Source organism: Streptomyces sp. NBRC 110028 (assembly GCF_001417735.1).
Taxonomy (GTDB): domain Bacteria; phylum Actinomycetota; class Actinomycetes; order Streptomycetales; family Streptomycetaceae; genus Streptomyces.
In genome coordinates this window covers 395,672-415,109 of record NZ_BBUZ01000027.1, presented here as the reverse complement: position 1 = coordinate 415,109, position 19,438 = coordinate 395,672, and the positions used below count along the sequence as shown (strand labels likewise).

Annotated in this window: 24 protein-coding genes; 7 read left to right on the top strand and 17 right to left on the bottom strand. The window is 73.7% G+C overall.

Features of this window, described 5'->3' with window-relative positions:
* Positions 1-5 precede the first annotated feature (5 nt).
* The 6 genes from ASC60_RS19110 to ASC60_RS19085 form a co-directional block, all read right to left on the bottom strand.
* Positions 6-1,124, bottom strand: a complete 1,119-nt coding sequence (locus ASC60_RS19110; protein ID WP_055552443.1) for a PP2C family protein-serine/threonine phosphatase — start codon at positions 1,122-1,124, stop codon at positions 6-8.
* 61 nt (positions 1,125-1,185) lie between these two features.
* The gene (locus ASC60_RS19105) at positions 1,186-1,335 is read right to left on the bottom strand and encodes a hypothetical protein (protein WP_159043289.1); all 150 of its coding nucleotides are present in this window, start codon (positions 1,333-1,335) and stop codon (positions 1,186-1,188) included.
* Positions 1,335-3,131 carry an ABC transporter permease subunit gene (locus ASC60_RS19100; protein ID WP_055552439.1) on the bottom strand — a complete coding sequence of 599 codons (1,797 nt, stop codon included), beginning with the start codon at positions 3,129-3,131 and terminating at the stop codon, positions 1,335-1,337. Before ASC60_RS19100 ends, ASC60_RS19105 begins: the two co-directional genes overlap by 1 nt.
* 5 nt (positions 3,132-3,136) lie before the next feature.
* Positions 3,137-4,663, bottom strand: a complete 1,527-nt coding sequence (locus tag ASC60_RS19095) for an ABC transporter substrate-binding protein (RefSeq protein WP_055552437.1) — start codon at positions 4,661-4,663, stop codon at positions 3,137-3,139.
* 101 nt (positions 4,664-4,764) lie between these two features.
* Complete coding sequence (locus ASC60_RS19090; RefSeq protein ID WP_055552435.1) at positions 4,765-5,295, bottom strand: GNAT family N-acetyltransferase; 531 nt, start codon at positions 5,293-5,295, stop codon at positions 4,765-4,767.
* A gap of 124 nt (positions 5,296-5,419) precedes the next feature.
* Positions 5,420-6,439 carry an NADP-dependent oxidoreductase gene (locus tag ASC60_RS19085; protein WP_079038477.1) on the bottom strand — a complete coding sequence of 340 codons (1,020 nt, stop codon included), beginning with the start codon at positions 6,437-6,439 and terminating at the stop codon, positions 5,420-5,422.
* Positions 6,440-6,549: 110 nt separating this feature from the next.
* On the opposite strand from ASC60_RS19085, the gene ASC60_RS19080 reads away from it, so the two are divergent.
* Positions 6,550-7,134 (top strand): TetR/AcrR family transcriptional regulator, encoded by a 585-nt coding sequence (locus ASC60_RS19080; RefSeq protein ID WP_055552431.1) that lies wholly within the window; start codon positions 6,550-6,552, stop codon positions 7,132-7,134.
* On the opposite strand, the gene ASC60_RS19075 is transcribed toward ASC60_RS19080, so the two are convergent.
* From ASC60_RS19075 to ASC60_RS19035, 9 genes are all read right to left on the bottom strand, one after another.
* Positions 7,099-7,728, bottom strand: a complete 630-nt coding sequence (locus tag ASC60_RS19075) for a DJ-1/PfpI family protein (RefSeq protein WP_055552429.1) — start codon at positions 7,726-7,728, stop codon at positions 7,099-7,101. The two genes, ASC60_RS19080 and ASC60_RS19075, sit on opposite strands and share 36 nt — an antisense overlap.
* Complete coding sequence (locus tag ASC60_RS19070) at positions 7,725-8,696, bottom strand: GlxA family transcriptional regulator (RefSeq protein ID WP_055552427.1); 972 nt, start codon at positions 8,694-8,696, stop codon at positions 7,725-7,727. Before ASC60_RS19070 ends, ASC60_RS19075 begins: the two co-directional genes overlap by 4 nt.
* Before the next feature lie 32 nt (positions 8,697-8,728).
* The gene (locus tag ASC60_RS19065) at positions 8,729-9,016 is read right to left on the bottom strand and encodes a hypothetical protein (RefSeq protein WP_055552425.1); all 288 of its coding nucleotides are present in this window, start codon (positions 9,014-9,016) and stop codon (positions 8,729-8,731) included.
* 134 nt (positions 9,017-9,150) lie between these two features.
* Positions 9,151-9,591 carry a hypothetical protein gene (locus ASC60_RS40865; RefSeq protein ID WP_055552423.1) on the bottom strand — a complete coding sequence of 147 codons (441 nt, stop codon included), beginning with the start codon at positions 9,589-9,591 and terminating at the stop codon, positions 9,151-9,153.
* Between the two features lie 152 nt (positions 9,592-9,743).
* A complete protein-coding gene (locus tag ASC60_RS19055; protein ID WP_055552422.1) occupies positions 9,744-10,103 on the bottom strand; it encodes an MmcQ/YjbR family DNA-binding protein in 360 nt (119 codons plus the stop codon).
* Positions 10,104-10,170: 67 nt separating this feature from the next.
* Entirely contained in the window at positions 10,171-10,947 is a 777-nt protein-coding gene (locus ASC60_RS19050; RefSeq protein ID WP_055552420.1) for a GNAT family N-acetyltransferase, read from the bottom strand.
* An 82-nt stretch (positions 10,948-11,029) separates the two neighbouring features.
* On the bottom strand, positions 11,030-11,419 hold the full coding sequence (locus ASC60_RS19045; protein ID WP_055552418.1) for a roadblock/LC7 domain-containing protein: 390 nt from the start codon (positions 11,417-11,419) through the stop codon (positions 11,030-11,032).
* A 197-nt stretch (positions 11,420-11,616) separates the two neighbouring features.
* Positions 11,617-12,453 (bottom strand): hypothetical protein, encoded by an 837-nt coding sequence (locus tag ASC60_RS19040; protein ID WP_055552416.1) that lies wholly within the window; start codon positions 12,451-12,453, stop codon positions 11,617-11,619.
* Positions 12,450-12,809, bottom strand: coding sequence for a hypothetical protein (locus ASC60_RS19035; RefSeq protein ID WP_234357014.1), 360 nt, complete (start codon positions 12,807-12,809; stop codon positions 12,450-12,452). Before ASC60_RS19035 ends, ASC60_RS19040 begins: the two co-directional genes overlap by 4 nt.
* A 174-nt stretch (positions 12,810-12,983) precedes the next feature.
* Here ASC60_RS19035 and ASC60_RS19030 point away from each other — a divergent pair, with 174 nt between their 5' ends.
* Both ASC60_RS19030 and ASC60_RS19025 read left to right on the top strand, forming a co-directional pair.
* Positions 12,984-13,349, top strand: coding sequence for a hypothetical protein (locus tag ASC60_RS19030; protein ID WP_055552412.1), 366 nt, complete (start codon positions 12,984-12,986; stop codon positions 13,347-13,349).
* Between the two features lie 10 nt (positions 13,350-13,359).
* Positions 13,360-14,019: a PhzF family phenazine biosynthesis protein gene (locus ASC60_RS19025; protein ID WP_055552410.1), complete on the top strand. Its 660-nt coding sequence runs from the start codon at positions 13,360-13,362 to the stop codon at positions 14,017-14,019.
* 196 nt (positions 14,020-14,215) lie between these two features.
* Here the strand turns inward: ASC60_RS19025 and ASC60_RS19020 are convergent, their stop codons facing one another.
* Entirely contained in the window at positions 14,216-15,145 is a 930-nt protein-coding gene (locus tag ASC60_RS19020) for a pseudouridine-5'-phosphate glycosidase (RefSeq protein ID WP_055552408.1), read from the bottom strand.
* Complete coding sequence (locus tag ASC60_RS19015; protein ID WP_055552406.1) at positions 15,142-16,275, bottom strand: PfkB family carbohydrate kinase; 1,134 nt, start codon at positions 16,273-16,275, stop codon at positions 15,142-15,144. The genes ASC60_RS19020 and ASC60_RS19015 overlap by 4 nt, the downstream gene beginning before the upstream one ends.
* Before the next feature lie 44 nt (positions 16,276-16,319).
* Here ASC60_RS19015 and ASC60_RS19010 point away from each other — a divergent pair, with 44 nt between their 5' ends.
* The 4 genes from ASC60_RS19010 (at position 16,320) to ASC60_RS18995 (ending at position 19,436) form a co-directional block, all read left to right on the top strand.
* Positions 16,320-16,550, top strand: a complete 231-nt coding sequence (locus ASC60_RS19010) for a hypothetical protein (RefSeq protein ID WP_055552404.1) — start codon at positions 16,320-16,322, stop codon at positions 16,548-16,550.
* Positions 16,551-16,818: 268 nt separating this feature from the next.
* On the top strand, positions 16,819-17,724 hold the full coding sequence (locus tag ASC60_RS19005; protein ID WP_055552402.1) for a RimK family alpha-L-glutamate ligase: 906 nt from the start codon (positions 16,819-16,821) through the stop codon (positions 17,722-17,724).
* Positions 17,721-18,524: a RimK family alpha-L-glutamate ligase gene (locus tag ASC60_RS19000; RefSeq protein ID WP_055552400.1), complete on the top strand. Its 804-nt coding sequence runs from the start codon at positions 17,721-17,723 to the stop codon at positions 18,522-18,524. Before ASC60_RS19005 ends, ASC60_RS19000 begins: the two co-directional genes overlap by 4 nt.
* A 153-nt stretch (positions 18,525-18,677) precedes the next feature.
* Positions 18,678-19,436 (top strand): thioesterase II family protein, encoded by a 759-nt coding sequence (locus ASC60_RS18995; protein ID WP_055552399.1) that lies wholly within the window; start codon positions 18,678-18,680, stop codon positions 19,434-19,436.
* Positions 19,437-19,438 lie beyond the last annotated feature (2 nt).

The following is a 19,438-nucleotide window of genomic DNA, read 5'->3' as shown; positions in this document are numbered from 1 at the left end:
GGCGGTCAGCTTTCCGGGTGGCGGCGTTCCAGGACGACCAGGGCGGCGTCGTCGCCCTGGTGGCCGCCGATGTGGGCGAGCAGGTCACGGCGCAGGTGGTCCACGAAACGCCGGGGCCCCTCGCCGTCCCAGATGTGGAGCCGTTCGGTGAGCGGGTAGAAGGTGCCGTCGGCGTCGCGCGCCTCGATCACACCGTCGGTGTAGAGCAGCAGCAGATCACCCGGTTCGAAGGGGTAGTCCTCGACCCGGTAGCGGCCGGCCGCGAGGTCGCCGAGGCCCAGCGGCAGCGCGGGGGCGCGCCCTTCGAGGGCCTTGATGGTGGAGTCGCGCAGCAGGAACGGCGGCGGGTGTCCGCAGTTGACCATCCGTACCACCGGCTGGTCGTCCGGGATCTCCAGCACGGCGGCGGTGACGAACGACTCCCCCGCCCCCGGCGCCCGGTCGGTGGGTTCGGTCCGCTCCGCGGACAGGGCGGCGTCCAGGTGTGAGACGAGTTCGGGCAGCGGTACGGGCCAGTGGGCGATCGCGCGGAAGGCGCCGAGCACCAGTGAGGCGTCCGCGACGGCGGTGAGGCCGCTGCCGCGCACATCGCCGATGATCAGGCGGGTGCCGTACGAGGTGCGGGCCGCCGCGTACAGGTCGCCGCCTATCTCCGCGCCCGGTTCGGCGGCGAGGTACACGGAGGCGATCCGCAGCGGGCCGACCCGGTCGGGCAGCGGGCGCAGCAGGACCTTCTGCGCCACGTCGGCCACCGCCCGGACCCGGCTCAGTTCGCGGGCGTGGCGGTCGAGCACGGCGCGGAACAGCACGATGAGGGCGGAGACCATGATCAGGGTGAGGAGTTCCGTCATCCGGTTGGGCGCGGTCAGCCGGTCCTGCCCGGCGTTGATCCCGATCTGGGAGCCTATCGCCACCAGTCCGATACTGCCCGTGAGCAGGGGTCCGGCGAAGGACGCCGTCATGGCGGGGGCGGCGATCAGCAGGGGGCTGAGCCGGACGCCCGCAGGGCCGAACACATCGCCGAGCACGATCAGGACGACGAGTGCCAGCGGGATCGCGACCAGGGCCCGCCTCCCCTGCGGCTCTGGCCGGCCACGGTCCTGGAGACCCTGCCGAATATCCACATCTACTACTTACGCCTTCCCCCGCCTCCCGCGCCACCCCGTTTCGTCACACGACCGTGGATCAGCGGATGCCGAACCGGCGGCGCGCGATCGCCACGGCGGCCAGGCTGAGGGCGGCGAGAGCGGCCAGATACCAGGTGATGGCGAGCTTGTCACCGGTGAGGTCGACGAGCCAGACGATCATGACGGGGGTGGTGCCGCCGAAGAGCATCACACCGATGTTGTAACTGATCGACATCCGGGGGCGGCCGACCGCCGCGTCCGCCGACCCGGCCATCGCACTCCTCCGGCCGAGGTGACGGCCACCATCCCCAGCAGGGCGAGCGCGGCGGCGGGGGTGAGCACGGCCCAGGGCGCTCGCTCGGCGTAGGGGTGGTTTTCGGCCAGGAGCCGACCCCACTCGGGGGACGGCGGCTGGGCGCCGAGGCCCAGGAAGCCGAGGGAGGCCAGGGCCAGCGCCACGGCGGGCAGCCGCAGCAGCGCGTGGCGTGCCACCGGCGGCAGCACGGCGGGCAGCAGATGGCGGCGGAACAGATGGCGGCGGCCCGCGCCGAGGGCGCGCGTGGCGGCGAGGTGGGTGGCGGCGCGCTCCTGGCTCAGCAGGGCGGCGGTGTGCGCGGCCAGGGGCGCCCAGGCGACGGCGGCGACGGCGAGCGCGGGCGTGGAAGGCCCGGCCCCGGCCGCGCCCGCGACCAGCAGCCCGGCGAGCACGGGCGGTACGGCGTTGGCGGTCTCCACGAGCCCGCCCGCCAGCCGGGGCACCATGCCGAGCAGCAGCCCCACGGCCAGGGCGCAGGCGCTCACCGCGAGGGCGAGGGCGAGGGTGGTGAGGGCGCCGTGCCCCACCCGGGCCAGCAGATCGCGGCCGAGCGCGTCCGTACCGAACGGGTGCCGCCAGGACGGGCCGTCGAGCCGGGCGGCGGTGTCCAGGGCCATCGGGTCGCGGAGCGCGCCGAGGGCGACGACGGCCAGCAGGACGGCCCCGTACAGCAGGGGCAGCGCGCGGGCGGGCGGCCCGGACGGGTGGTGGAGGGTGGGCAGTTCGCCGTCGCGCGACGCCGGGCCGAGCAGCAGCCGGGCCGCGAGGCGGGCGAGGCCACCGGCGGCGGTGGCGAACACGATGAGCACGAGGGTTCCGGTCTGGAGGACCGGCAGGTCCTGGGCCAGGGCCGCCTGGAGGGTGAGCCGGCCGAGCCCGGGGATGTCGAAGACCTGCTCGACGGCGACCGCGCCGCCGGTGAAGCCGACCACGAACAGGCCCAGGTTGGGCAGCACCCCGGGGACGGCCCGGCGCAGCGTCTGCCGGGCGATGCGCCGGGCGGGGAGGCCGCGCGCGACGGCGGCCCGCACCCAGGGCTCGGCGAAGGCGCCGGGCAGGACGTCGTCCAGGATGCGGCCGAGTGCCGCGCCGACGGGCAGGCCGAGCGCGAGCGCGGGCAGCGGCATCCAGGCCCAGCCGTACCAGCCGACGGCGGGCAGCCAGCCGAGCCGCACCCCGATGACGGCGGCCAGGACGGAGGCGATCAGGAATTCCGGCAGCGCGGCGAGGAGCGCGCCGCCGCTGCCCGCGCCGCGCGGCAGTGGCCGTCGCCGGGCGCCGCGCCACAGGGTGCGCGCGCACACCGCGCCTGCCGTGGCCAGCGCGACCGTCAGCGCCCCGGCCATCAGCAGCAGGGAGCAGCCGAGGGCCTGGGCGACCATGGGGGCCACGGGCGTGCCGGAGAGCCAGGACGTGCCCGCGTCGCCGTGGGCCAGTCCGCCGAGCCAATGCCCCAGGAGGTGCGACGGCCCGGCGTCCAGGTCGAGGTCGCGGCGGATGGCGTCCAGCACCTCGGGGGTGGGATCGCGGTCGGCCGCGCGCGCCTTGAGCACGGTGCGGGCGGGGTCGGTGCGGGACAGCCAGGGCAGCAGTCCGATGCCGCACAGCAGCAGGAGGGCGAGCGCGGCGCGCCACAGCGCGCTCAGCGCGGTGGGCCGTCCGCCGGTGGTGGCCGCGGTGCGGCGCATGCCGGTCAACGGTGCGTACCGGGGCCGATGAGGGTGCGCTCGTACGGGTCGAGCCGCACTCCCCGTACCGCACTGCCGACGCCGTGGATGATGCGCTGATGCACCAGCGGTACGACGGCGTCGGTGCGGAGGACGGCGGTCTGGGCGTCGAGCGAGGCGCTGTGCCGCTCGTCGATGTCGGCGCGGGAGTCGGCCTCGGCGACGGCCCGGTCCACGGCCTTGTCGCACAGCCCGGCCAGGTTGTAGCTGCCGTGGCAGGTGAAGTCGCTGGCGAGATAGGACACGGGGTCGCCGGTGTCGAGCATGGTGTTGCGCGCGGCGAGGACGGCGTCGAACGTGCCCGCGAGCGCGTCGCCCTCCAGCCGGGAGTACTCCCGGACCTCCAGCTTCACCGTGAATCCGGCCTTCTCCAGCTGTTGTTGCAGCACCTGGGCGGCCTCGGGCAGCTCGGGCCGGTTGTCGTAGGTGCCCAGGGTGATGGAGGTGTTCTCGACCCGTGCGGCCGCGGGGCGTCCCGCGGGCGCGGGGTGTTCGCCCGCGGCCCAGGACAGGGCGGGGCCGAACACGCCCTGGCCGGGGTCGGCGTGGCCCTCGTACACCCCCCGCGCGAACACGCCGGGCCCCACGGCCTCGCGGGCGGCGGCGCGGACCTTCGGGTCGGCGAAGGGGCCGGAGCGGGTGTTGAGGAAGAGGGCGGTGGTCCGGGCGGTGGGGACTTCCCGGACGGTGGGCTTGTCGAGGGTGGCCGCCTGGGAGACCGGCACGGCCTCGGCGATGTCCGCCTCGCCGGTGCGCAGGGCGTTGGTGCGGGCGGTGCCGTCGGCGATGAAGCGGACGTCGATGCCGGAGGCGTGGGCGAGGCCGCCCCAGTAGTCGTCGAAGCGGTTGAGGGCGGTCCGGGTGGCGCCGGCGGACCGGGCGAGTACGAAGGGCCCGGTGGCGGTGCCGGCCGGATCGGGGGCGGCCGTCCTGCCGTGCGCCTTCGGGGAGCCGTATGCCTTCGGGGAGAGGATGGCCAGGCTCGGGCTGGAGAGCGTGAGCGGCAGCGCGGGGTATTCGGCCTCGGTGGTGAGGCGGACCCGCCGCTTCCCCGCGGGTCTGGCGGTGAGTTCGACCCCGGAGAGCGCGGCGGGCACCGGGTCGGCGTGCGCCGCGCTGTTCAGGGCGCCCGCGACGGCCTTGGAGGTGACGGCGGTGCCGTCCTGGAACCGGGCCTCGCGCAGGGTGAACAACCAGCCGCGGCGGCCCTCCCGGGTCCAGGACTCGGCGAGCGCGGGCGACGCGGAGCCGTTGCCGTCCAGACGGGTCAGCCCTTCGGTGACGCCGAGCCGGCTGAGCAGGGTGGCGTCGGCGCCGTACGGGGAGAAGCGCTCGGCGGGCGGGAAGGCCATCGCGACCCGCAGCCGGTCGCCGCCTCCCACGCCGGAGCCACCGGTCGCGTCGTACGCCGTGCCGTCCGGGGAGGCGAAGCAGCCGGAGAGCAGCGGGGCGAGCAGCAGAGCGGCGGCCGTCCGGCGGCGGGCAGGGGGCATGGGTCAGGTTCTCCAGATGCTGCGCGGAGCGGGAAGAGTGAGGCTACATGATAATCATTTCCATCAACCTCATGGGGTTCGGCCAGACCGTCGCCGGACGGTCAGGCCATCGGGACCTCGAAGTGCAGGACCCGGCCCTCCCCCGACCCCTCCCGCTCGTCGCACACGGCCTTCCCCAGCGACCGCCAGAACGGCTCGGCGCCGGGCACGGCCGGGTCGGTGTGCAGATAGACGGCGCGGTAACCGCCGTCGGCCGCGGCGAAGTCGAGCAGCGCGCGCACCAGCCGGCGGGCCAGCCCCTGGCGGCGGCACTCGGGCCGTACGTACACCCGGCGCAGCTGGGCGGTCTCCCCCGACGGGTACCGCTCCGCCAGCCACGCGGGGTTGGGAGGATGGACCGGGCCCCGGGAGTCGAGGGCCGCGGTCCCGGCGACCGTCCCGTCCCGCTCGTCCACCGCGACCAGCAGCGTGTGCCGTGGCGACCGCAGATAGGCGGCGCCGGGATCGATGATGTCGGCGTGCCAGCGCGGTACGTACCCCGTCCCGAAGTCGCGGTAGACGGTGTCGAGCATCACCCCGCGGGCGGCGTCGAGGTCGTCGGCTGTCGCGGTCCTGATGCTGAATTCATGCACCTGCGGATCGTACGCAATAAGGCTCCGGCGCGATCAACCGGCCGCCCCGACCCGGCAGGCCGGCTCGGGGCGAGGGAGGGGGCGGAGGGCACGGGTGCGGGCGTCGGCGCCGATGTGAAACAGCTCAGCCCTGGTCCACCGTGAGCACGATCTTCCCCCGGATGTGCCCTCGGGCGGCGCGCTCGTGTGCCGCCCGGGCGTCCGCGAGCGCGAACGTGCTGTCCATCGCGACGCGAACGGCGCCCGTGTCGAGCAGGCGCCCCAGTTCGGCGAGTTGCGCGCCGTTCGAGCGGACCTGGGTGGCCGTGACCGTGACCCCCAGCTCCGCGTTCTCCTTGTCGTCGAACGCGCCGAAGTACACCGGGTAGAGGGACCCGCCGCGCTTGAGCGTGCGCAGGAAGCGCCTGCTGCCGGGACCTCCGACGGTGTCCAGGACGAGATCGACGCCGCGGACGGCTTCCTCGGGCCGCTCCTTGGTGTAGTCGATGAACTCGTCGGCACCCAGCTCGCGCAGGAACGTCTCGTGGGCGCCGGAGGCCACGGCGATGACACGGGCTCCCTTCCACTTGGCCAGCTGGAGGGCGAGGTGCCCCACGCCACCGGCGGCGCCGTTGATGAGCACCGTGGTCCCGCCGTCGAGTGCCATCGGGCGGTGCCGGGCCTCCTGGAACGGCGAGGGGTGATCGTGGCCGAGCTCGATCAGGAACTGCCACGCCGTCAGCCCCGACATGGGCAGCCCGGCGGCGTGCACATGGTCGATGGCGGCCGGCTTGCGGGCGAGGTCGGACGTCGGCGCGGTGACGAACTCGGCGTAGGCGCTGCCCTGGAGAACGGTGGGGAAGCGCAGGAGGCCGATCACCTCGTCCCCGACCGCGAAGCCGCTGACATCGGCGGCGACGGCCGCCACGACGCCCGAGACGTCGGTCCCCGGAATCAGGGGGAGATCGACGGGGGGCTTGAGCTCGGGAGGCACGTCGGGCATTCCCTCCCGCGCGTACCAGTCGGGCGGGTTGACACCGACCGCGCGCACACGGACGAGCACCTCGCCCGGACCGGGTTCGGGAACCGGCACCTCCTCGTAACGCAGCACCTCGGGGCCGCCGAACTCATGCAGCCGGATCGCCCTCATCGTGTGTGTCGGCATCATTTTCTCCCGCCCCTACCAGGGGATACGCTGATCGGATCAGCGATCCGGTTATCCGGACCACTGATCCGAATACATGGACCACTGATCCGGATAGTCAAGAGGGACAGATGCGGGCCGACGCCAGGAAGAACCGGGACCACCTACTCGCCGTCGCGGGCGCCGCCATCGCCGAGCAAGGCGTCGACGTATCGCTGCGCGACATCGCGCGCAGGGCCGGTGTGGGGCTCGCGACGCTGCTCCGTCACTTCCCGACGCGCGAGGCGCTGCTCGAGGCCTTGCTCCACACCAGCTTCGAGGAGCTGACGGCGAAGGCGGACCGGGTCGAGACGTCGGGCTCGCCCGAAGACGCTCTCGTCTCCTGGCTGCGCGACTGCGTCGGGTGGACCACCGAGTACCGGGGCGTGACCGTGCTGATGGCGGCCGCCATCGAGGACACCGAGTCCGCGCTCCACGCTTCGTGCGTCACTCTCCGCGCGGCCGGCACGCGGCTCCTCACCCGCGCTCAGGCCGCGGGTTCGGCGCGGACGGACATCGACGGCACCGATCTGTTCGCCCTGATCGCGGCGCTCGCGTGGCTCGGCGATCAACCCTCGCTCGCGCCGCGTGCCGATCACCTCTTCGATGTGGTCGCGAGCGCGATCCTGACGAGCGAAGGACTAGACCGCCGCACCGATGTCTCCCACGGCCGATGACGGCTCGTCGGCGAGGTACGGCGGTGCGGGCTCGTACTGGATGTGGCGGCGTACGGCGCGGGCGTGGTCCACACCGTGGAGACGGCCGACGAGCCACAGCGCCATGTCGATCCCGGCCGAGACGCCCTGACTGGTGAGCAGGGTGCCGTCCACGACGTACCGCGCGTCGCGCACCACCGTGACGTCGCCGCGCGCCTCCAGCGTGTCCTCGAAGAGATGGTGGGTGGCGACCCTGCGGCCGCGCGCCGGGCCCGCCTCGTGCAGGAGCAGCGCCCCGGTGCAGACGCTGGTGGTCCAGGTGGCGGCCGCGGAGGTGCGGCGGATCCAGTCGGTGACGGCCGGGTTGGACACCTCGCGGCGGGTGCCGTTGCCACCGGGCACCAGCATGACGTCCAGGGGCGGGTGGTCGTCCAGCGTGTGGTCCGGCAGCACCCGCATGCCCTTGTTGCAGCGGACGGCGCCGGGCCGTTCGGCGATGAGGACGGCGGTGTCGGCGTGGCCGCGCAGCATCGAGGAGATGGTGAACACCTCCCAGGGGCCGGTGAAGTCGAGCTCCTCGGCACCCTCGAAGACCAGCAGTCCGTACGTCGTCATATCTGCTCCTTGGTGGATCGGAATCGGTCCCGGTAGTCGGACGGCGCGACGCCGACGTGCCGGTGGAACGCGCGGCGCAGGGTCTCGGCGGTGCCGAAGCCGTACCGCCGGGCGATGGTCTCCACCGGGTCGTCGCCCCCGGCGAGCGCACGCTGCGCCGCCTCCACGCGCACGCGCTCCACATAGACCGCGGGCGGGGTGCCCAGTTCGGCGGTGAACCTGCGCTGCAGATGGCGGGGGCTCAGCCCGGCGCACGCCGCCAGTTCGGCGATGCCGTGCCGGGCGCCGGGGTCCGCGTGGATCGCGGACACCACGGCGCGCAGGGAGTCGGTGGCGGGCTGCGCCGACCACAGCCCCACGCTGAACTGGGACTGACCGCCGGGACGGCGCAGGAACAGCACCATCTCGCGGGCGACGGCGTGGGCCACCTCCCGCCCCAGATCCGCCTCCACCAGGGCGAGTGCGAGATCCATCCCGGCCGTCACCCCGGCCGAGGTCCACACCCGGCCGTCCCGGATGAAGATGGGGTCGCAGTCGACCCGCAGACCGGGCTGCTCCCGGGCGAGTTGCTCCGCGCGCCCCCAGTGGGTGGTCACCCGGAGCCCGTCGAGGAGTCCGGCGGCGGCGAGCAGGAACACTCCGCTGCACACCGAGGTGATCCGGCGGGCACCGGCCGCGGCCTCGGCGATCCACCCGGTCAGCGCCGGGTCGTGGCACGCCCGGTCGACCCCGGTGCCGCCCGCCACCACCAGGGTGTCGACGCCGCCGGGGTCGAGGTCGGCCACCCCGTGCGCGGCGTGCACCGGCAGTCCGCTGGACGACACCACCGGCCCCGGGCGGGGTGCCACGATCTGGCGGCGGTAGCCGCCGGCGAGGGTGCCGGCGTACTGGAACACCTCATGCGGTCCGGTGAGATCGAGGGACTGGAACCCGTCGAAGATCACGAAGACGATGCGTCGCTCGTTCACCCCTCCAGGCTGCGTTCCCACCCGTCATGGCGTCAACGACACACACCCCACACATCGCGCCATGCCGTGCGCAGGGACCGCAGAAACCCGCCGCGGCGCGGCACCGGGGCGTGCACGGCCGTACGGGGCGGCCGGGCCACGGGGGGCGACGCGGCGGTACGGGGCGGCGCGCTCGCGGGCGGGGCGGGCACGGGGACGGGGACGGCCTCGGGCGGCTCGATCGGGGGTGCGGTGGCGTCGGACTGGGCGGGGACGGTGGACCGGCGTGCGGCTTCGGCGCGCACCAGTGCACCCATGGCGGCGTAGACGTCGATGGGCATGCGGGGGCTCCTGCGGTGTCGGACGGCGGTTGGCTGATCCGGGGCAGGCCGTACCGCACCCGCGCTCCGCCCGTGCGGCGGCGCATACGGGAGATGCGGGAGGGATGGGGATGGCGGAACGGCCCGGGGCCCGCTCAGCAGCGCAGAACGACGTCCCGTGCGGGGAGCCGGCGGGGCGCGGCGTCGGCGGCGGAGCCTGACACGGCGGTGGCCGCCGTACGGTCCGTGGCACGAGCGCGGACGACGGCGACGGCGAGGTGCAGGGGGGCCGTGGGGAGGGACCGGTGGGAGCCGACCGCGGCGGCGCAGGCGTTCCCGGGATGACCGGCCGGGTGGCGGCCCAGCTCATGGGCGGCGCGGGCGGCCGGGCGCGGGGTGGACGGATCGTCCTCCTCCGACGCCGCGACCGGCGCCAGGACGCCGGGCCCGCAGCGGTGCGCGGAGGGTGGCGGCGGATGGACGGCACCGAGGGTGAGCAGACCGTGCAGCAGGGTGATCGCCAGCAGCGCGATCATCAGGACGGTGCACGGCCGACCGGGGGCAGCGCGGCGGTTCGTCTCACGGCCGTGCACCATGCGACCTCCCTCGCTGGTCTCCTTCCAGAGAACCGCGAAGAGCGGAAGCAAGCACTCCGATAGCCCGAAAGAGTCGGGCATTTCACCTGTGTCGGTTACCTCTTCGAACGCATATACCCGGGCATTGCGAGGAGGCGCGTCGTGGGAGGGCGTCAGTCCGAGGTCGCGGCGCCGGGGTCCGGCAGCGCGTCGAGCAGCGCGGTCGGCGCGGCCTGCCGCCAGGAATCGACGAGGATGTCCCGCAGCTCGTCCAGGTCCTCCAGGGCGGCGAGCCGCACCCGCACCCAGGCGAAGCCCGCCTCGTGGTCGGCGATCCAGAACTTCTCCGGCTCGGCGAGCGCGAGTTCGTCCCGCTCCACCTTGGGGCATCGGACGGCCATCGAGGTCTCGTCCTCGGGGAGCGTGGCGAACATCTTCCCGGCGACCCGGAAGGTGGGCATCGACCAGGCGATCTTCTCGGTGGTCTGCGGCAGCGACAGCGCGATCCGGCGGACATCGTCAGGCGTGATCATGGCATGACCGTAGAGCACACCACCGACAACGCCACCGGAACGGCGGGCGGGAACGGCAGTCGGGATCCTAGCTGCCGTACAGGTACGGCGTGGTGGTGGTCAGCGGCACGAAGCCGAGCCGCTCCAGGATCGGGCGGCTCTGGTCGGACGCGTCGACCTGCAGGTAGCGGTAGCCGCGCTCGGCGGCGATCCGGGCGCGGAAGGCGATCAGGGCCCGGTACAGGCCCCGGCCGCGCCACTCCGCCACGGTGCCGCCGCCCCACAGCCCGGCGAAGTCCGCTCCCGCGGGCAGTTCCATCCGCGCGGCGCTCACCGGCCGGTCACCGGCCATGGCCACGACCGGGACGACCGTGTCCGGCGCCTCGCGCAGCCGGGTCAGCAGCCGGTGCCGGAGATGGCCGCTGTCGGTGCCGAACGCCCGCGCGTGGACGTCCACCATGAGGTCCACCCCCGCGGCGTCGGTGACCCGGAGCAGCCGCAGCCCCTCGGGGAGTTCGACGGCGGTGGGCAGATCCCCCACGGGCGCGACCATCACCGTCTCCTCGGGCTCGGCGGCGAAACCGGCCGCCGCGAGCCGCCCGCCGAGGTCGCCGGGCCGGTCATGGGCGTACAGCTTCCACTCGAAGGCCTGCCCCCGGGCGGCGAAGTACCGGATCTGCGCCGCGATTTCCGCGTCCGCCGTGGAGGCGTCCAGGTCCGACCAGCGGACGCCGTTCCAGTCGTCCGCGGCGCCGGTCTGCCGCACCACCCCGTTCACGCGCTCGACCCGGGTCCCGGGTCCGTCGGCCCACGCTCCCTGTCTCAGCTGCCGGTCGAACAGCTCCCGTACGTCGTCAAGGTCCATCCGGTCACCCCAGCACCGGGGGTCCGCGCCCGCAACCGGTTTACCGGCGGGGCCACTTGACCGGCCGGAGCCGGCCGTACGGTCAGGCCAGCAGACCGCCGAGCCGTTCCACGGCGGCCGGGGCTTCCCGGCGCAGCGCGGCCAGGTCCAGGCCCTCGTCGCCGAGGATCACCAGCAGGGCCTGTTCGCCGACGGCCAGGACGACGCTGTAACCGCCGCTGCACCGGGTGACCACCTCGCGCAGGCTGCCCAGCCCCACTTCGGCGGCGGAGCGCTTGCCCAGCGCGAGCGAGGCCGCGGAGAGGGCGGCCAGGGACTCCGGCTGCACATCGGCGGTGTCGGCGGCCACCAGCAGTCCGTCGGTGGTGGCGATGATGCTCTCGGAGATGCCCAGGACCTGCCCGCGCAGACCGGCCAGTTCCTTGACGAGGTCGCCGGACGACGCGCCGGCGGCGGGTGGGGGGTTGGTCATGGGGGTCCTCCTCGGACTCCGTCGGGGCCCGCCGTCGCCGCGGCCGTGGGCTGCTGCTCCGGGCTGCGGCCATGAGCTGCGGCCCTGTGCTGCGGCTGTGATGCGAGCCGGTGGAACTCCTGAAACCCGCGGTGTTTCCACGGGGAACACGGCCCACGGGCACCCGGTGCCCGTGGAAGTCGCTGTCCGCGCCGGGGTCAGCCGGCGCTCTCCGGCCGTCGGTCGGCCGGGGTGCGTCTGGGCAGTCCGCCGCCGGTGGGGGCCACGGCGCGCGGGGGCTCCGCACCGGGGTCGCGGGGCGCGACGCGGGGCGCGGTGGCCGGAGCCTGCGGGGGCTCCGGCTGGATGAGCTGAAGCGCCTTCATACGGGAGATGTCGAGCATCACCGCATAGACGCCGCGGCCCAGTGCGAAGGCGATGTCCCGGGGTGTCCGGCGTCCGTCGGCGCTGAGGAGGATGTCGCGGTAGCGGGCGGAGAGCCGTCCGATCCCGGCGGTGGCGCGGGCGGACGGCCGGATCCGCTCCTGGCCGAACTCCCGTACCGAGCCGAGGGACGTGGCCAGCTGCCGCACCCGGCGGCTGGTCTCCTCGGTGAGCCGCCGGGGATCGGTGCCCTCTTGGTGGCTCAGCCGGGGGCCGGGCGCCTCCCGGTCGACCTGCCAGCTGTCGGGGGTGCTGAGCGCCATGGCGAAGGCGGCGTCGTAGAGGGCGCCCACGCACAGGACCTCGAGTTCGGCGGCGCCGATGTGACCTTGCTCCACGAGCGTCGCGTCGAGCCGTCCGCCGGGGCCTGCCGCGGTGCAGGCGGCGTCCCACTCCACCTCGCCGATCCGCCGGGACTTCAGCAGCAGCGCCTCCACGGTGGGCGCCCCGGGGGTCTCGATCGCGCGGATCGCCCCGTCGTGCAGATGAATCGTTCCGCCGATCGACCCGGAGACGACCACGACCCCGCTGAAACGATCCTGCTGGAGCGAGAGCAGCAGGCCGGGGACATTGCGCGGCGACGTGCGATGGCGCTCGGTGCCGTCGCTCATGTCAGCACGGCCTTGGCCTGATCGGCCATGTGCCGCATGGCGAGGGCGAGATTGGTGCGGTCGCGGTCGGCCGAGGCGCACAGCAGCAGCGGGTCCTGGCCCCGCGGCACCACCTGGGTGATGTGGTGGAAGCGCGAGCTGGTGACGACCACGCTCTCCAGCTCCCCCGCCGCGCCCGCCTGGTTCAGCCGGTCGCTGATCAGACTGACCGTTTCCGCGAGTTCGTCGCCCCGGCCGACGGCGTCGGCGTCCCCCGCCGTGGCGTAGTGGAGCCCGGTGACCGCGTCCACCAGACGGACACCCACCACTCCCGGAGACGCGAGCGCTCCGGAGAGCGCCGCTTCGGCTGCGTTCACCTGTGACCTTTCGCTGCGTCCCATCCGGCACGTTAGTTTAAGCATCATCTTGCACAACTTGGACCACTCGGCTACTAGTTACGGTTCCCGAGCTATCGTCTGGCGACAGCTTTGGTACCAACGGGACAACGGACCCCGGCGAGCAGCCATGCGTCAGCCATGCGAAGGAAGCACATGAACATCGAGAGCGCCCTCAAAGAAGCGATGGCCATCGACGGGGCCCTGGGGGCCGCGCTCGTGGACTACGAAAGCGGCATGTCGCTCGGGTCGATCGGCGGGGGCCAGGAACTCGACCTCGAAATCGCCGCGGCGGGCAACACCGAGGTCGTCCGGGCCAAGGTCCGCACGCTCGCCACGCTCGGCATCACGGACGCCATCGAGGACATCCTCATCACGCTGGGGGCGCAGTACCACCTCATCCGGCTGATCTCCTCCAGCCATGGGTCGCTCTTCCTCTACCTGGCCCTGGACCGGTCCCGGGCCAACCTGGCACTCGCCCGGCACGGGCTGAAGCGCATCGAGAACGAGCTGGCCGTCTGATCCCGGGACCATGACGGACCTCGACGTACTCAGGGTGTTCCGCGGTCCCCGCGGCCACGGCGGCAACGAACTCGGCGTGGTGCGCGACGGCCGCGCCGTGACCGGTGAGCGGGCACGGCAGGAGCTGGCCGCCCGGTTGGGCTTCAGCGAGACCGTCTTCGTCGACGATCCGGAGCGCGGCATCGTCGACATCTACACCCCGAGCGTCCGGCTGCCCTTCGCCGGTCATCCGCTGGTGGGCGTCGCCTGGCTGCTGGACCTCCCCGAGCTGCTTCCGCCCGTCGGCGAGGTCCCGGCCCGCCAGGACGGCGAGTTCACCTGGATCGGCGGCCGCCCCGCGTGGGCGCCCGGTCGGCGCACCGAGCGGTACGCCTCCCCCGCCGAGGTCGACGCCCTTCCCTCGCCCCCAAAGGGCGAGGGCTGGTTGTACGCGTGGGCCTGGCAGGACGAACCGGCGGGCCGGGTACGCGCCCGCGCCTTCCCGCGCCGCGGCGACGGGATCGTGGAGGACGAGGCCACCGGCGCCGCCGCCCTGGTGCTCTCCGGTGAGCTGGGCCGCGCCCTCAACATCACGCAGGGCGAGGGCTCCCAGATCCTCACCAGCCCCCAGCCGGACGGCTCGATCGAGATCGGCGGCCGGGTCGCCCTCGTCGAGGTCCGCTCGCTGTGATCCGAGAGCGCCACGCGCCGCCCCCGGGGCAGGAGAGGTGGCGAAAGGCGCCGGTGCCGCCCGGTGGTTCGTCGCGGCCGTGGCCCACCCCCGGGGCGTACGGCGCCCCCTGCGCCGTCGGCCCGAGCGCAGCGTAGCGGCGCGCCGCCGCACCCCGCACCCGGAACGACCGCGTCCCCACCGAATACGGTGGCGGTCAGGCCGTCGCCATCGCCGCGTAGCCGATCGCGATCCGCGCGCCGAGCCGGGCGTTGTTCTTGACGAGCGCGATATTGGTGCGCAGGCTCTCGCCCTTCGTCAGCTCCACGATGCGGCCCAGCAGATAGGGTGTCGCGTCCTTGCCGCCGATGCCCGCCTCCGCCATTTCGGCGAGGGCCTGCTCGATGATGCCGTCGATCCGCTCGGCGGGGATCTCGTCCGCCTCCGGGACCGGGTTGGCGATGCTCAGCCCGGCGGGCAGGCCCAGGTCCCACTGGGCGCGCATCACGGCGGCGATCTCCTCCGGGGAGTCGGCCCTCAGGGGGGAGGCGAAGCCGCTCACCCGGGAGTAGAACGCGGGGAAGTCGTCGGTGCCGTAGGTGAGCACCGGCACGCCGAGGGTTTCCAGGGTCTCCAGGGTGAGACCGATGTCGAGGATGCTCTTCACGCCGGCGCTGATGACCGCCACCCCGGTGGTGGACAGCTCCGTGAGGTCCGCGCTGATGTCGAAGGACGCTTGCGCCCCGCGGTGCACCCCGCCGATGCCGCCGGTGACGAAGACCCTGATCCCGGCGAGTGCGGCGAGCCGCATGGTGCTCGCGACGGTGGTCGCGCCGTGGCCGCCGCGGGCCATGACATGGGCCAGGTCGCGCACGCTGACCTTGCCGACCTCCGGGTCGGTGGCGAGCAGTTCCAGATCGGCGCGGTCCAGTCCGATGCGCGGTGTGCCGTGGAGGACGGCGATGGTGGCCGGGACCGCGCCCTCGGCGCGGATGATGGCCTCGACCTCGGTGGCCATCTCGACGTTCTGCGGATACGGCATGCCGTGGCTGATGATCGTGGACTCCAGCGCGACCACGGGCCGTCCGTCGCGCAGGGCCTCCCGGACTTCCTGGTTCAGAGTCAGCCGGGGGTGGGGGGTGGTCATGTCGTCCTCCGCGGTGGGGCGGTCGCCGCGTCCTCGACGAGGCGCGGGGTCAGATCGGGCCGTACGGTGGCGGTGGTCGCCACGGTCAGCGCGGCGGCGGCGTGGCCGTAGCGGGCGGCGGCCACGGGCGTCTCGCCGGTGAGCAGGGCGTGGACGAACGCGCCGAGCATCGCGTCACCGGCGCCGGTCACGTCCCTCACCTCGGCCGGCGGCGCGTCCAGGAAGGTGGCGCCCTCCTCGGCGCCGCTCAGCAGGGAGCCGCGCTCGCCGAGCCGCACCCATACGTACTGGACGCCGCGCTCGTGCAGCAGGGCCACGGCCTCGGCCAGTTCCCTGTCGTCACCGGTGTCGTGGGCGGTGGCGCGGCCGGTGAGTGCGGCCAGCTCGGCCACGTTCGGGGTGATGGCGAAGACCGGGCGCCCGGCGTCGAGCAGCGGGGCGAGCAGCGCCGCCTTGGGCACGCTCACCGGGTCGATGACCGTATGGACTCCGGCGGCGCCGGCGATGTCCAGCGCGTAGGCCAGCGCCGGGGAGGCGAGGTTGCCGTCGAGCACCAGCATGCTCGCGTTGCCGATGAGTTCGCGCGCGGGCTGCAGATGCTCGGGGCGGAGCCCGTCGGTGGCGGCCATGTCGGCGACGGCCACGACGAGTTCGCCGTCGGCGTCCAGCACCGCCGTATAGGTGCCGGTGGGGTGCGTACCCCGGTGGACGTGGTCGATCCGCACCCCGGTGGCCCGGGTCTCGCTCAGCAGCCGCTCCCCCGCCGGGTCCCGGCCGACGGCGGCGATGAGATGGGTCGGGGTGCCCAGCCGGGCCAGGTTCTCCGCCACGTTGCGGGCCACCCCGCCGGGGCTGGTGTGGGCGTGGCCCGGATTGCTGGTGCGGTACGCGAGCGGCGCCAGGCTGCGCACCTTGACGTCGACGTTGGCGCCGCCGATGACCACCACCGCGTGCTCCTGGCGGAGGATGTAGCCGCGCCCGAGGATGGCGCCCTTCTTGCCCAGGTTGGACAGATGGACGTTGACCGCCGCCCGGGTGGTGCCGAGGGCGTCGGCGATCGCCTGGGCTCCGGCCAGCGGGTCCCGGCGCAGCAGCGCGAGTACTTCCCGCTCCCGTCGGGTCAGCATCATGTTCAGGACAGTAAAGGAAACTTAGTCCAATAAACAGGCCTCCGGTGCCTCCCCCGAAAGCGCCGGTCGGCGTCCCGGGGAAGTTCGCCGTCGACTCCGGCGCCTGGGTCCTGGTGGGGCTGGTGCCCGCCGACGCCGACGAGGACCTGCACGTTCTGGGCGCGCTCCTCATCATGGGCGTGGGCAGCGTCGGGCTTCTCCTCGCCGCGCGCCCCGGCGTTCCCTCTTCGGCAGAGCGCGCGTCGCGGCCTACGGCATCGGCGCCGCCGCGGTGACCGCGGCGTGGTTGTACTTCACCCGGCACGATCCCGGCATCGGACCGGGCGGTCTGGAGCGGGGCGCGGCCTTCGGGCCACGGCTGTGGACGCTCGTCATGGCCCTCGCCGTCCTCCGCGCGTCCGGTCCGTGGCCGCCGGGACCGGACCGACCGGGTGGGGCAGGAAATGACGGGAGAACACATGATGACATCCTGAGGGTCCACGGCTTGCCGGATCCGCTCGGCGGCAGCCCGGACGATGTATCCGGTAATGAGGAAGAAGATCGATGAGACTCTGCTTTCTGGTGGAGGAGCGCTATCGCCACGACGGAATGCCGCAAGAGGTGATCCGTCAGCTCACCGCCTGGGGCCATCAGGTGGACGTCCTGCGGCCCGGCCGCTCCCTGATGCGGATATCCGACGCGATCCGGGCCGGAAGCCATGACGCCTGGGTGCTCAAGACCGTCTCCGGCGGGCCCGGTCTGACGCTTCTGGAGGCCGCGGCCGCCGTCGGGCTCACCACCGTCAACGACGCGCGGTCCATCCGCGGGGTGCGGGACAAGGCTCTGGCGGCGGCGATCGGCCACAGCCGTGGCCTGCCCGTGCCGGCCACCTACGCGGCGGCCCGCCCCGAGGCGCTGGCGGAGATACCGGAATCGGAGTTCCCGCTGGTGGTCAAGCCCGCGGACGGCAGTTCGGGACGGGCGGTGCGGCTGGTGCCGTCGCCGGACCGGCTCGCGGCGCTCGGCCCCGAACTGGCCCGGGAGGGCATGCTGATCGCCCAGCCCTATGTGCCGAACTCGGGCATCGACCTCAAGGTGTACTGCGTCGGCGGCGAGTTGTACGCGACCGAGCGCAGCTCACCGCTCGACCCGGACCAGGGCGTACGGGGGCGCCGGGTCGCGCTGTCCCCCGAGGTGGCCGCGATCGCCGCCGAGGTCGGCGTGGTGTACGGACTCGAACTGTACGGGGTCGACATCGTGCTCGGGCCGGACGGGCCCGTGGTGGTCGACGTGAACGACTTCCCCAGCTTCAAGGAGGTGCCGGACGCGGCGGCGCGGGTGGGGCGCGCGGTGCTGGACCTGGCCCGCCGGGGCGGGACCGGCCCCGGCACGGTGCTCGACGCCGTGCCCGGTCCGGTGCCGGCGCCGGTGGCCGTGCAGATGCCCGTGACGGTGGGGGGTGCCGGATGAGGGTCGGTCTCATCACCGCCGACCCGGGCCATCAGCTCCTCGCCGATACGGCGGCCCTGCTGACGCCCCGCCACGAGCTGTTCGCGGTCGATCCGGAGGCCGCCGCCGTCCCCGCCGAGCCGGCCGACGTCTATCTGCTGAAGGCCCGTACGCCGAAGGCGCTGGCGCTGGCCCGGTCCCTGGAGGAGCGCGGCGCGGCGGTGGTGAACTCCGCCGCGGCCACGGAACTCTGCCAGGACCGGACGGCGATGGCGGCGCTGGCGCGGGAGGCGGGCCTGCCGTTCGCGGACACCCGCACGGTGCCCGCGCTCGCACGGCTGGACGCGTCGCGGCTGGCCTGCCCGGTGGTCGTCAAGAGCCGCCACAGCCGCCGCCACGACCTGGTGGCCCGGGTGGACGACCCCGTACGGCTGGCGGAGCTGGCCGCCTCGTGGCCCGACGAGCCCGTGGTGGTCCAGGACTTCACGCCCAACGACGGCTGGGACCACAAGCTGTGGGTCGTCGCGGACACGGTGTTCGCCGCGCTGCGGACCTCCGAGCTGGCCGTCGGCCGGGAGGGCCGTCTGACGCTGCCGCTCCCCCTGGACGATCTGCCGCCGGGATGGCTGGATCTGGTGCGTCGGGTCGGTTCGGTGTTCGCGCTGGAGGTGTACGGGGTGGATGTGCTGCGCGGGCCGGACGGGCCGGTGATCGTGGACATCAACGCGTTCCCGGGGGTCCGGGGCCAGGCGGGCGCGCCGGAGGCGCTGGCAGCCCTGACGGTGCGCGCCGCCGGACCCCGGCCCGCCGTCCGGGCGTGACCGCGAACGCCCACCGGCTGTCCCCCACTGGGCCCCTAGTGTCAACGCGTCCGAAAAATAGGGGTTGTAGCCGTTCGGGGCGAACCGGCAGGCTTGTATTCCGTGCGTGCGCGCGAGCGTACGCCGTCGACCAGTGGCTCGAAAGGACGTCAGGTGACCGCAAACCCCACCGGCACCAGTCTGTGGATCAGGCAGTTCCATCCCGCGCCGGACGCGACGACGCGGCTCGTCTGCCTGCCGCACGCCGGCGGATCGGCCTCCTACTACTTCCCCGTGTCGAAGGCGCTCTCGCCGGGGGTGGACGTGCTCGCCATCCAGTACCCGGGCCGCCAGGACCGCCGTAACGAGGAGTGCGTCAGCACCATCGGCGAGCTGGCCGACGCGCTGGTGCCCGAGCTGCTGCCGTACACGGACAAGCCGCTCGCGCTCTTCGGGCACAGCATGGGCGCGACCCTCGGCTTCGAGGTGGCACTGCGTCTGGAGCAGAAGGGCGTGGTGCCGGTGGTGCTGTTCGCGTCGGGGCGGCGCGCGCCGTCCACGAGCCGCGACGAGTCGGTCCACCTGCGCGACGACGACGGCCTCATCGCCGAGATGCAGGCGCTCAGCGGCACCGACTCGCAGGTCCTCGGGGACGAGGAGCTGCTGCGGATGGTACTGCCGGCGATCCGCAGCGACTACAAGGCCGCGGAGACCTACCGGTACACGCCGGGCCCCCCGCTCACCGCCCCCATCCACGTCCACGTGGGCGACGACGACCCCAAGGCGACGGTCGACGAGGCCCGCAAGTGGAGCGAGCACACCAGCGGCGGGTTCGAGCTGCACACGTACCCCGGTGGCCACTTCTACCTCAACAACGAGGCACCGGCCGTCATCGCGTCCATCTCACGGGCGCTGTCCGCGCTGCGGCCCTGACG

What these genes read in the sequence shown, in the direction of transcription:
- ASC60_RS19045 (WP_055552418.1), bottom strand. Translation starts at nt 11,419, where the DNA reads ATGACCAACCCCCCACCCGCCGCCGGCGCGTCGTCCGGCGACCTCGTC.
- ASC60_RS19050 (WP_055552420.1), bottom strand. Translation starts at nt 10,947, where the DNA reads ATGGACCTTGACGACGTACGGGAGCTGTTCGACCGGCAGCTGAGACAG.
- ASC60_RS19000 (WP_055552400.1), top strand. Translation starts at nt 17,721, where the DNA reads ATGAGGGTCGGTCTCATCACCGCCGACCCGGGCCATCAGCTCCTCGCC.
- ASC60_RS40865 (WP_055552423.1), bottom strand. Translation starts at nt 9,591, where the DNA reads ATGGTGCACGGCCGTGAGACGAACCGCCGCGCTGCCCCCGGTCGGCCG.
- ASC60_RS19105 (WP_159043289.1), bottom strand. Translation starts at nt 1,335, where the DNA reads ATGCTCTTCGGCGGCACCACCCCCGTCATGATCGTCTGGCTCGTCGAC.
- ASC60_RS19065 (WP_055552425.1), bottom strand. Translation starts at nt 9,016, where the DNA reads ATGCCCATCGACGTCTACGCCGCCATGGGTGCACTGGTGCGCGCCGAA.
- ASC60_RS19005 (WP_055552402.1), top strand. Translation starts at nt 16,819, where the DNA reads ATGAGACTCTGCTTTCTGGTGGAGGAGCGCTATCGCCACGACGGAATG.
- ASC60_RS19080 (WP_055552431.1), top strand. Translation starts at nt 6,550, where the DNA reads ATGCGGGCCGACGCCAGGAAGAACCGGGACCACCTACTCGCCGTCGCG.
- ASC60_RS19040 (WP_055552416.1), bottom strand. Translation starts at nt 12,453, where the DNA reads ATGAGCGACGGCACCGAGCGCCATCGCACGTCGCCGCGCAATGTCCCC.
- ASC60_RS19055 (WP_055552422.1), bottom strand. Translation starts at nt 10,103, where the DNA reads ATGATCACGCCTGACGATGTCCGCCGGATCGCGCTGTCGCTGCCGCAG.
- ASC60_RS19025 (WP_055552410.1), top strand. Translation starts at nt 13,360, where the DNA reads ATGACGGACCTCGACGTACTCAGGGTGTTCCGCGGTCCCCGCGGCCAC.
- ASC60_RS19095 (WP_055552437.1), bottom strand. Translation starts at nt 4,663, where the DNA reads ATGCCCCCTGCCCGCCGCCGGACGGCCGCCGCTCTGCTGCTCGCCCCG.
- ASC60_RS19075 (WP_055552429.1), bottom strand. Translation starts at nt 7,728, where the DNA reads ATGACGACGTACGGACTGCTGGTCTTCGAGGGTGCCGAGGAGCTCGAC.
- ASC60_RS19085 (WP_079038477.1), bottom strand. Translation starts at nt 6,439, where the DNA reads ATGCCGACACACACGATGAGGGCGATCCGGCTGCATGAGTTCGGCGGC.
- ASC60_RS19020 (WP_055552408.1), bottom strand. Translation starts at nt 15,145, where the DNA reads ATGACCACCCCCCACCCCCGGCTGACTCTGAACCAGGAAGTCCGGGAG.
- ASC60_RS19030 (WP_055552412.1), top strand. Translation starts at nt 12,984, where the DNA reads ATGAACATCGAGAGCGCCCTCAAAGAAGCGATGGCCATCGACGGGGCC.
- ASC60_RS19100 (WP_055552439.1), bottom strand. Translation starts at nt 3,131, where the DNA reads ATGCGCCGCACCGCGGCCACCACCGGCGGACGGCCCACCGCGCTGAGC.
- ASC60_RS19015 (WP_055552406.1), bottom strand. Translation starts at nt 16,275, where the DNA reads ATGATGCTGACCCGACGGGAGCGGGAAGTACTCGCGCTGCTGCGCCGG.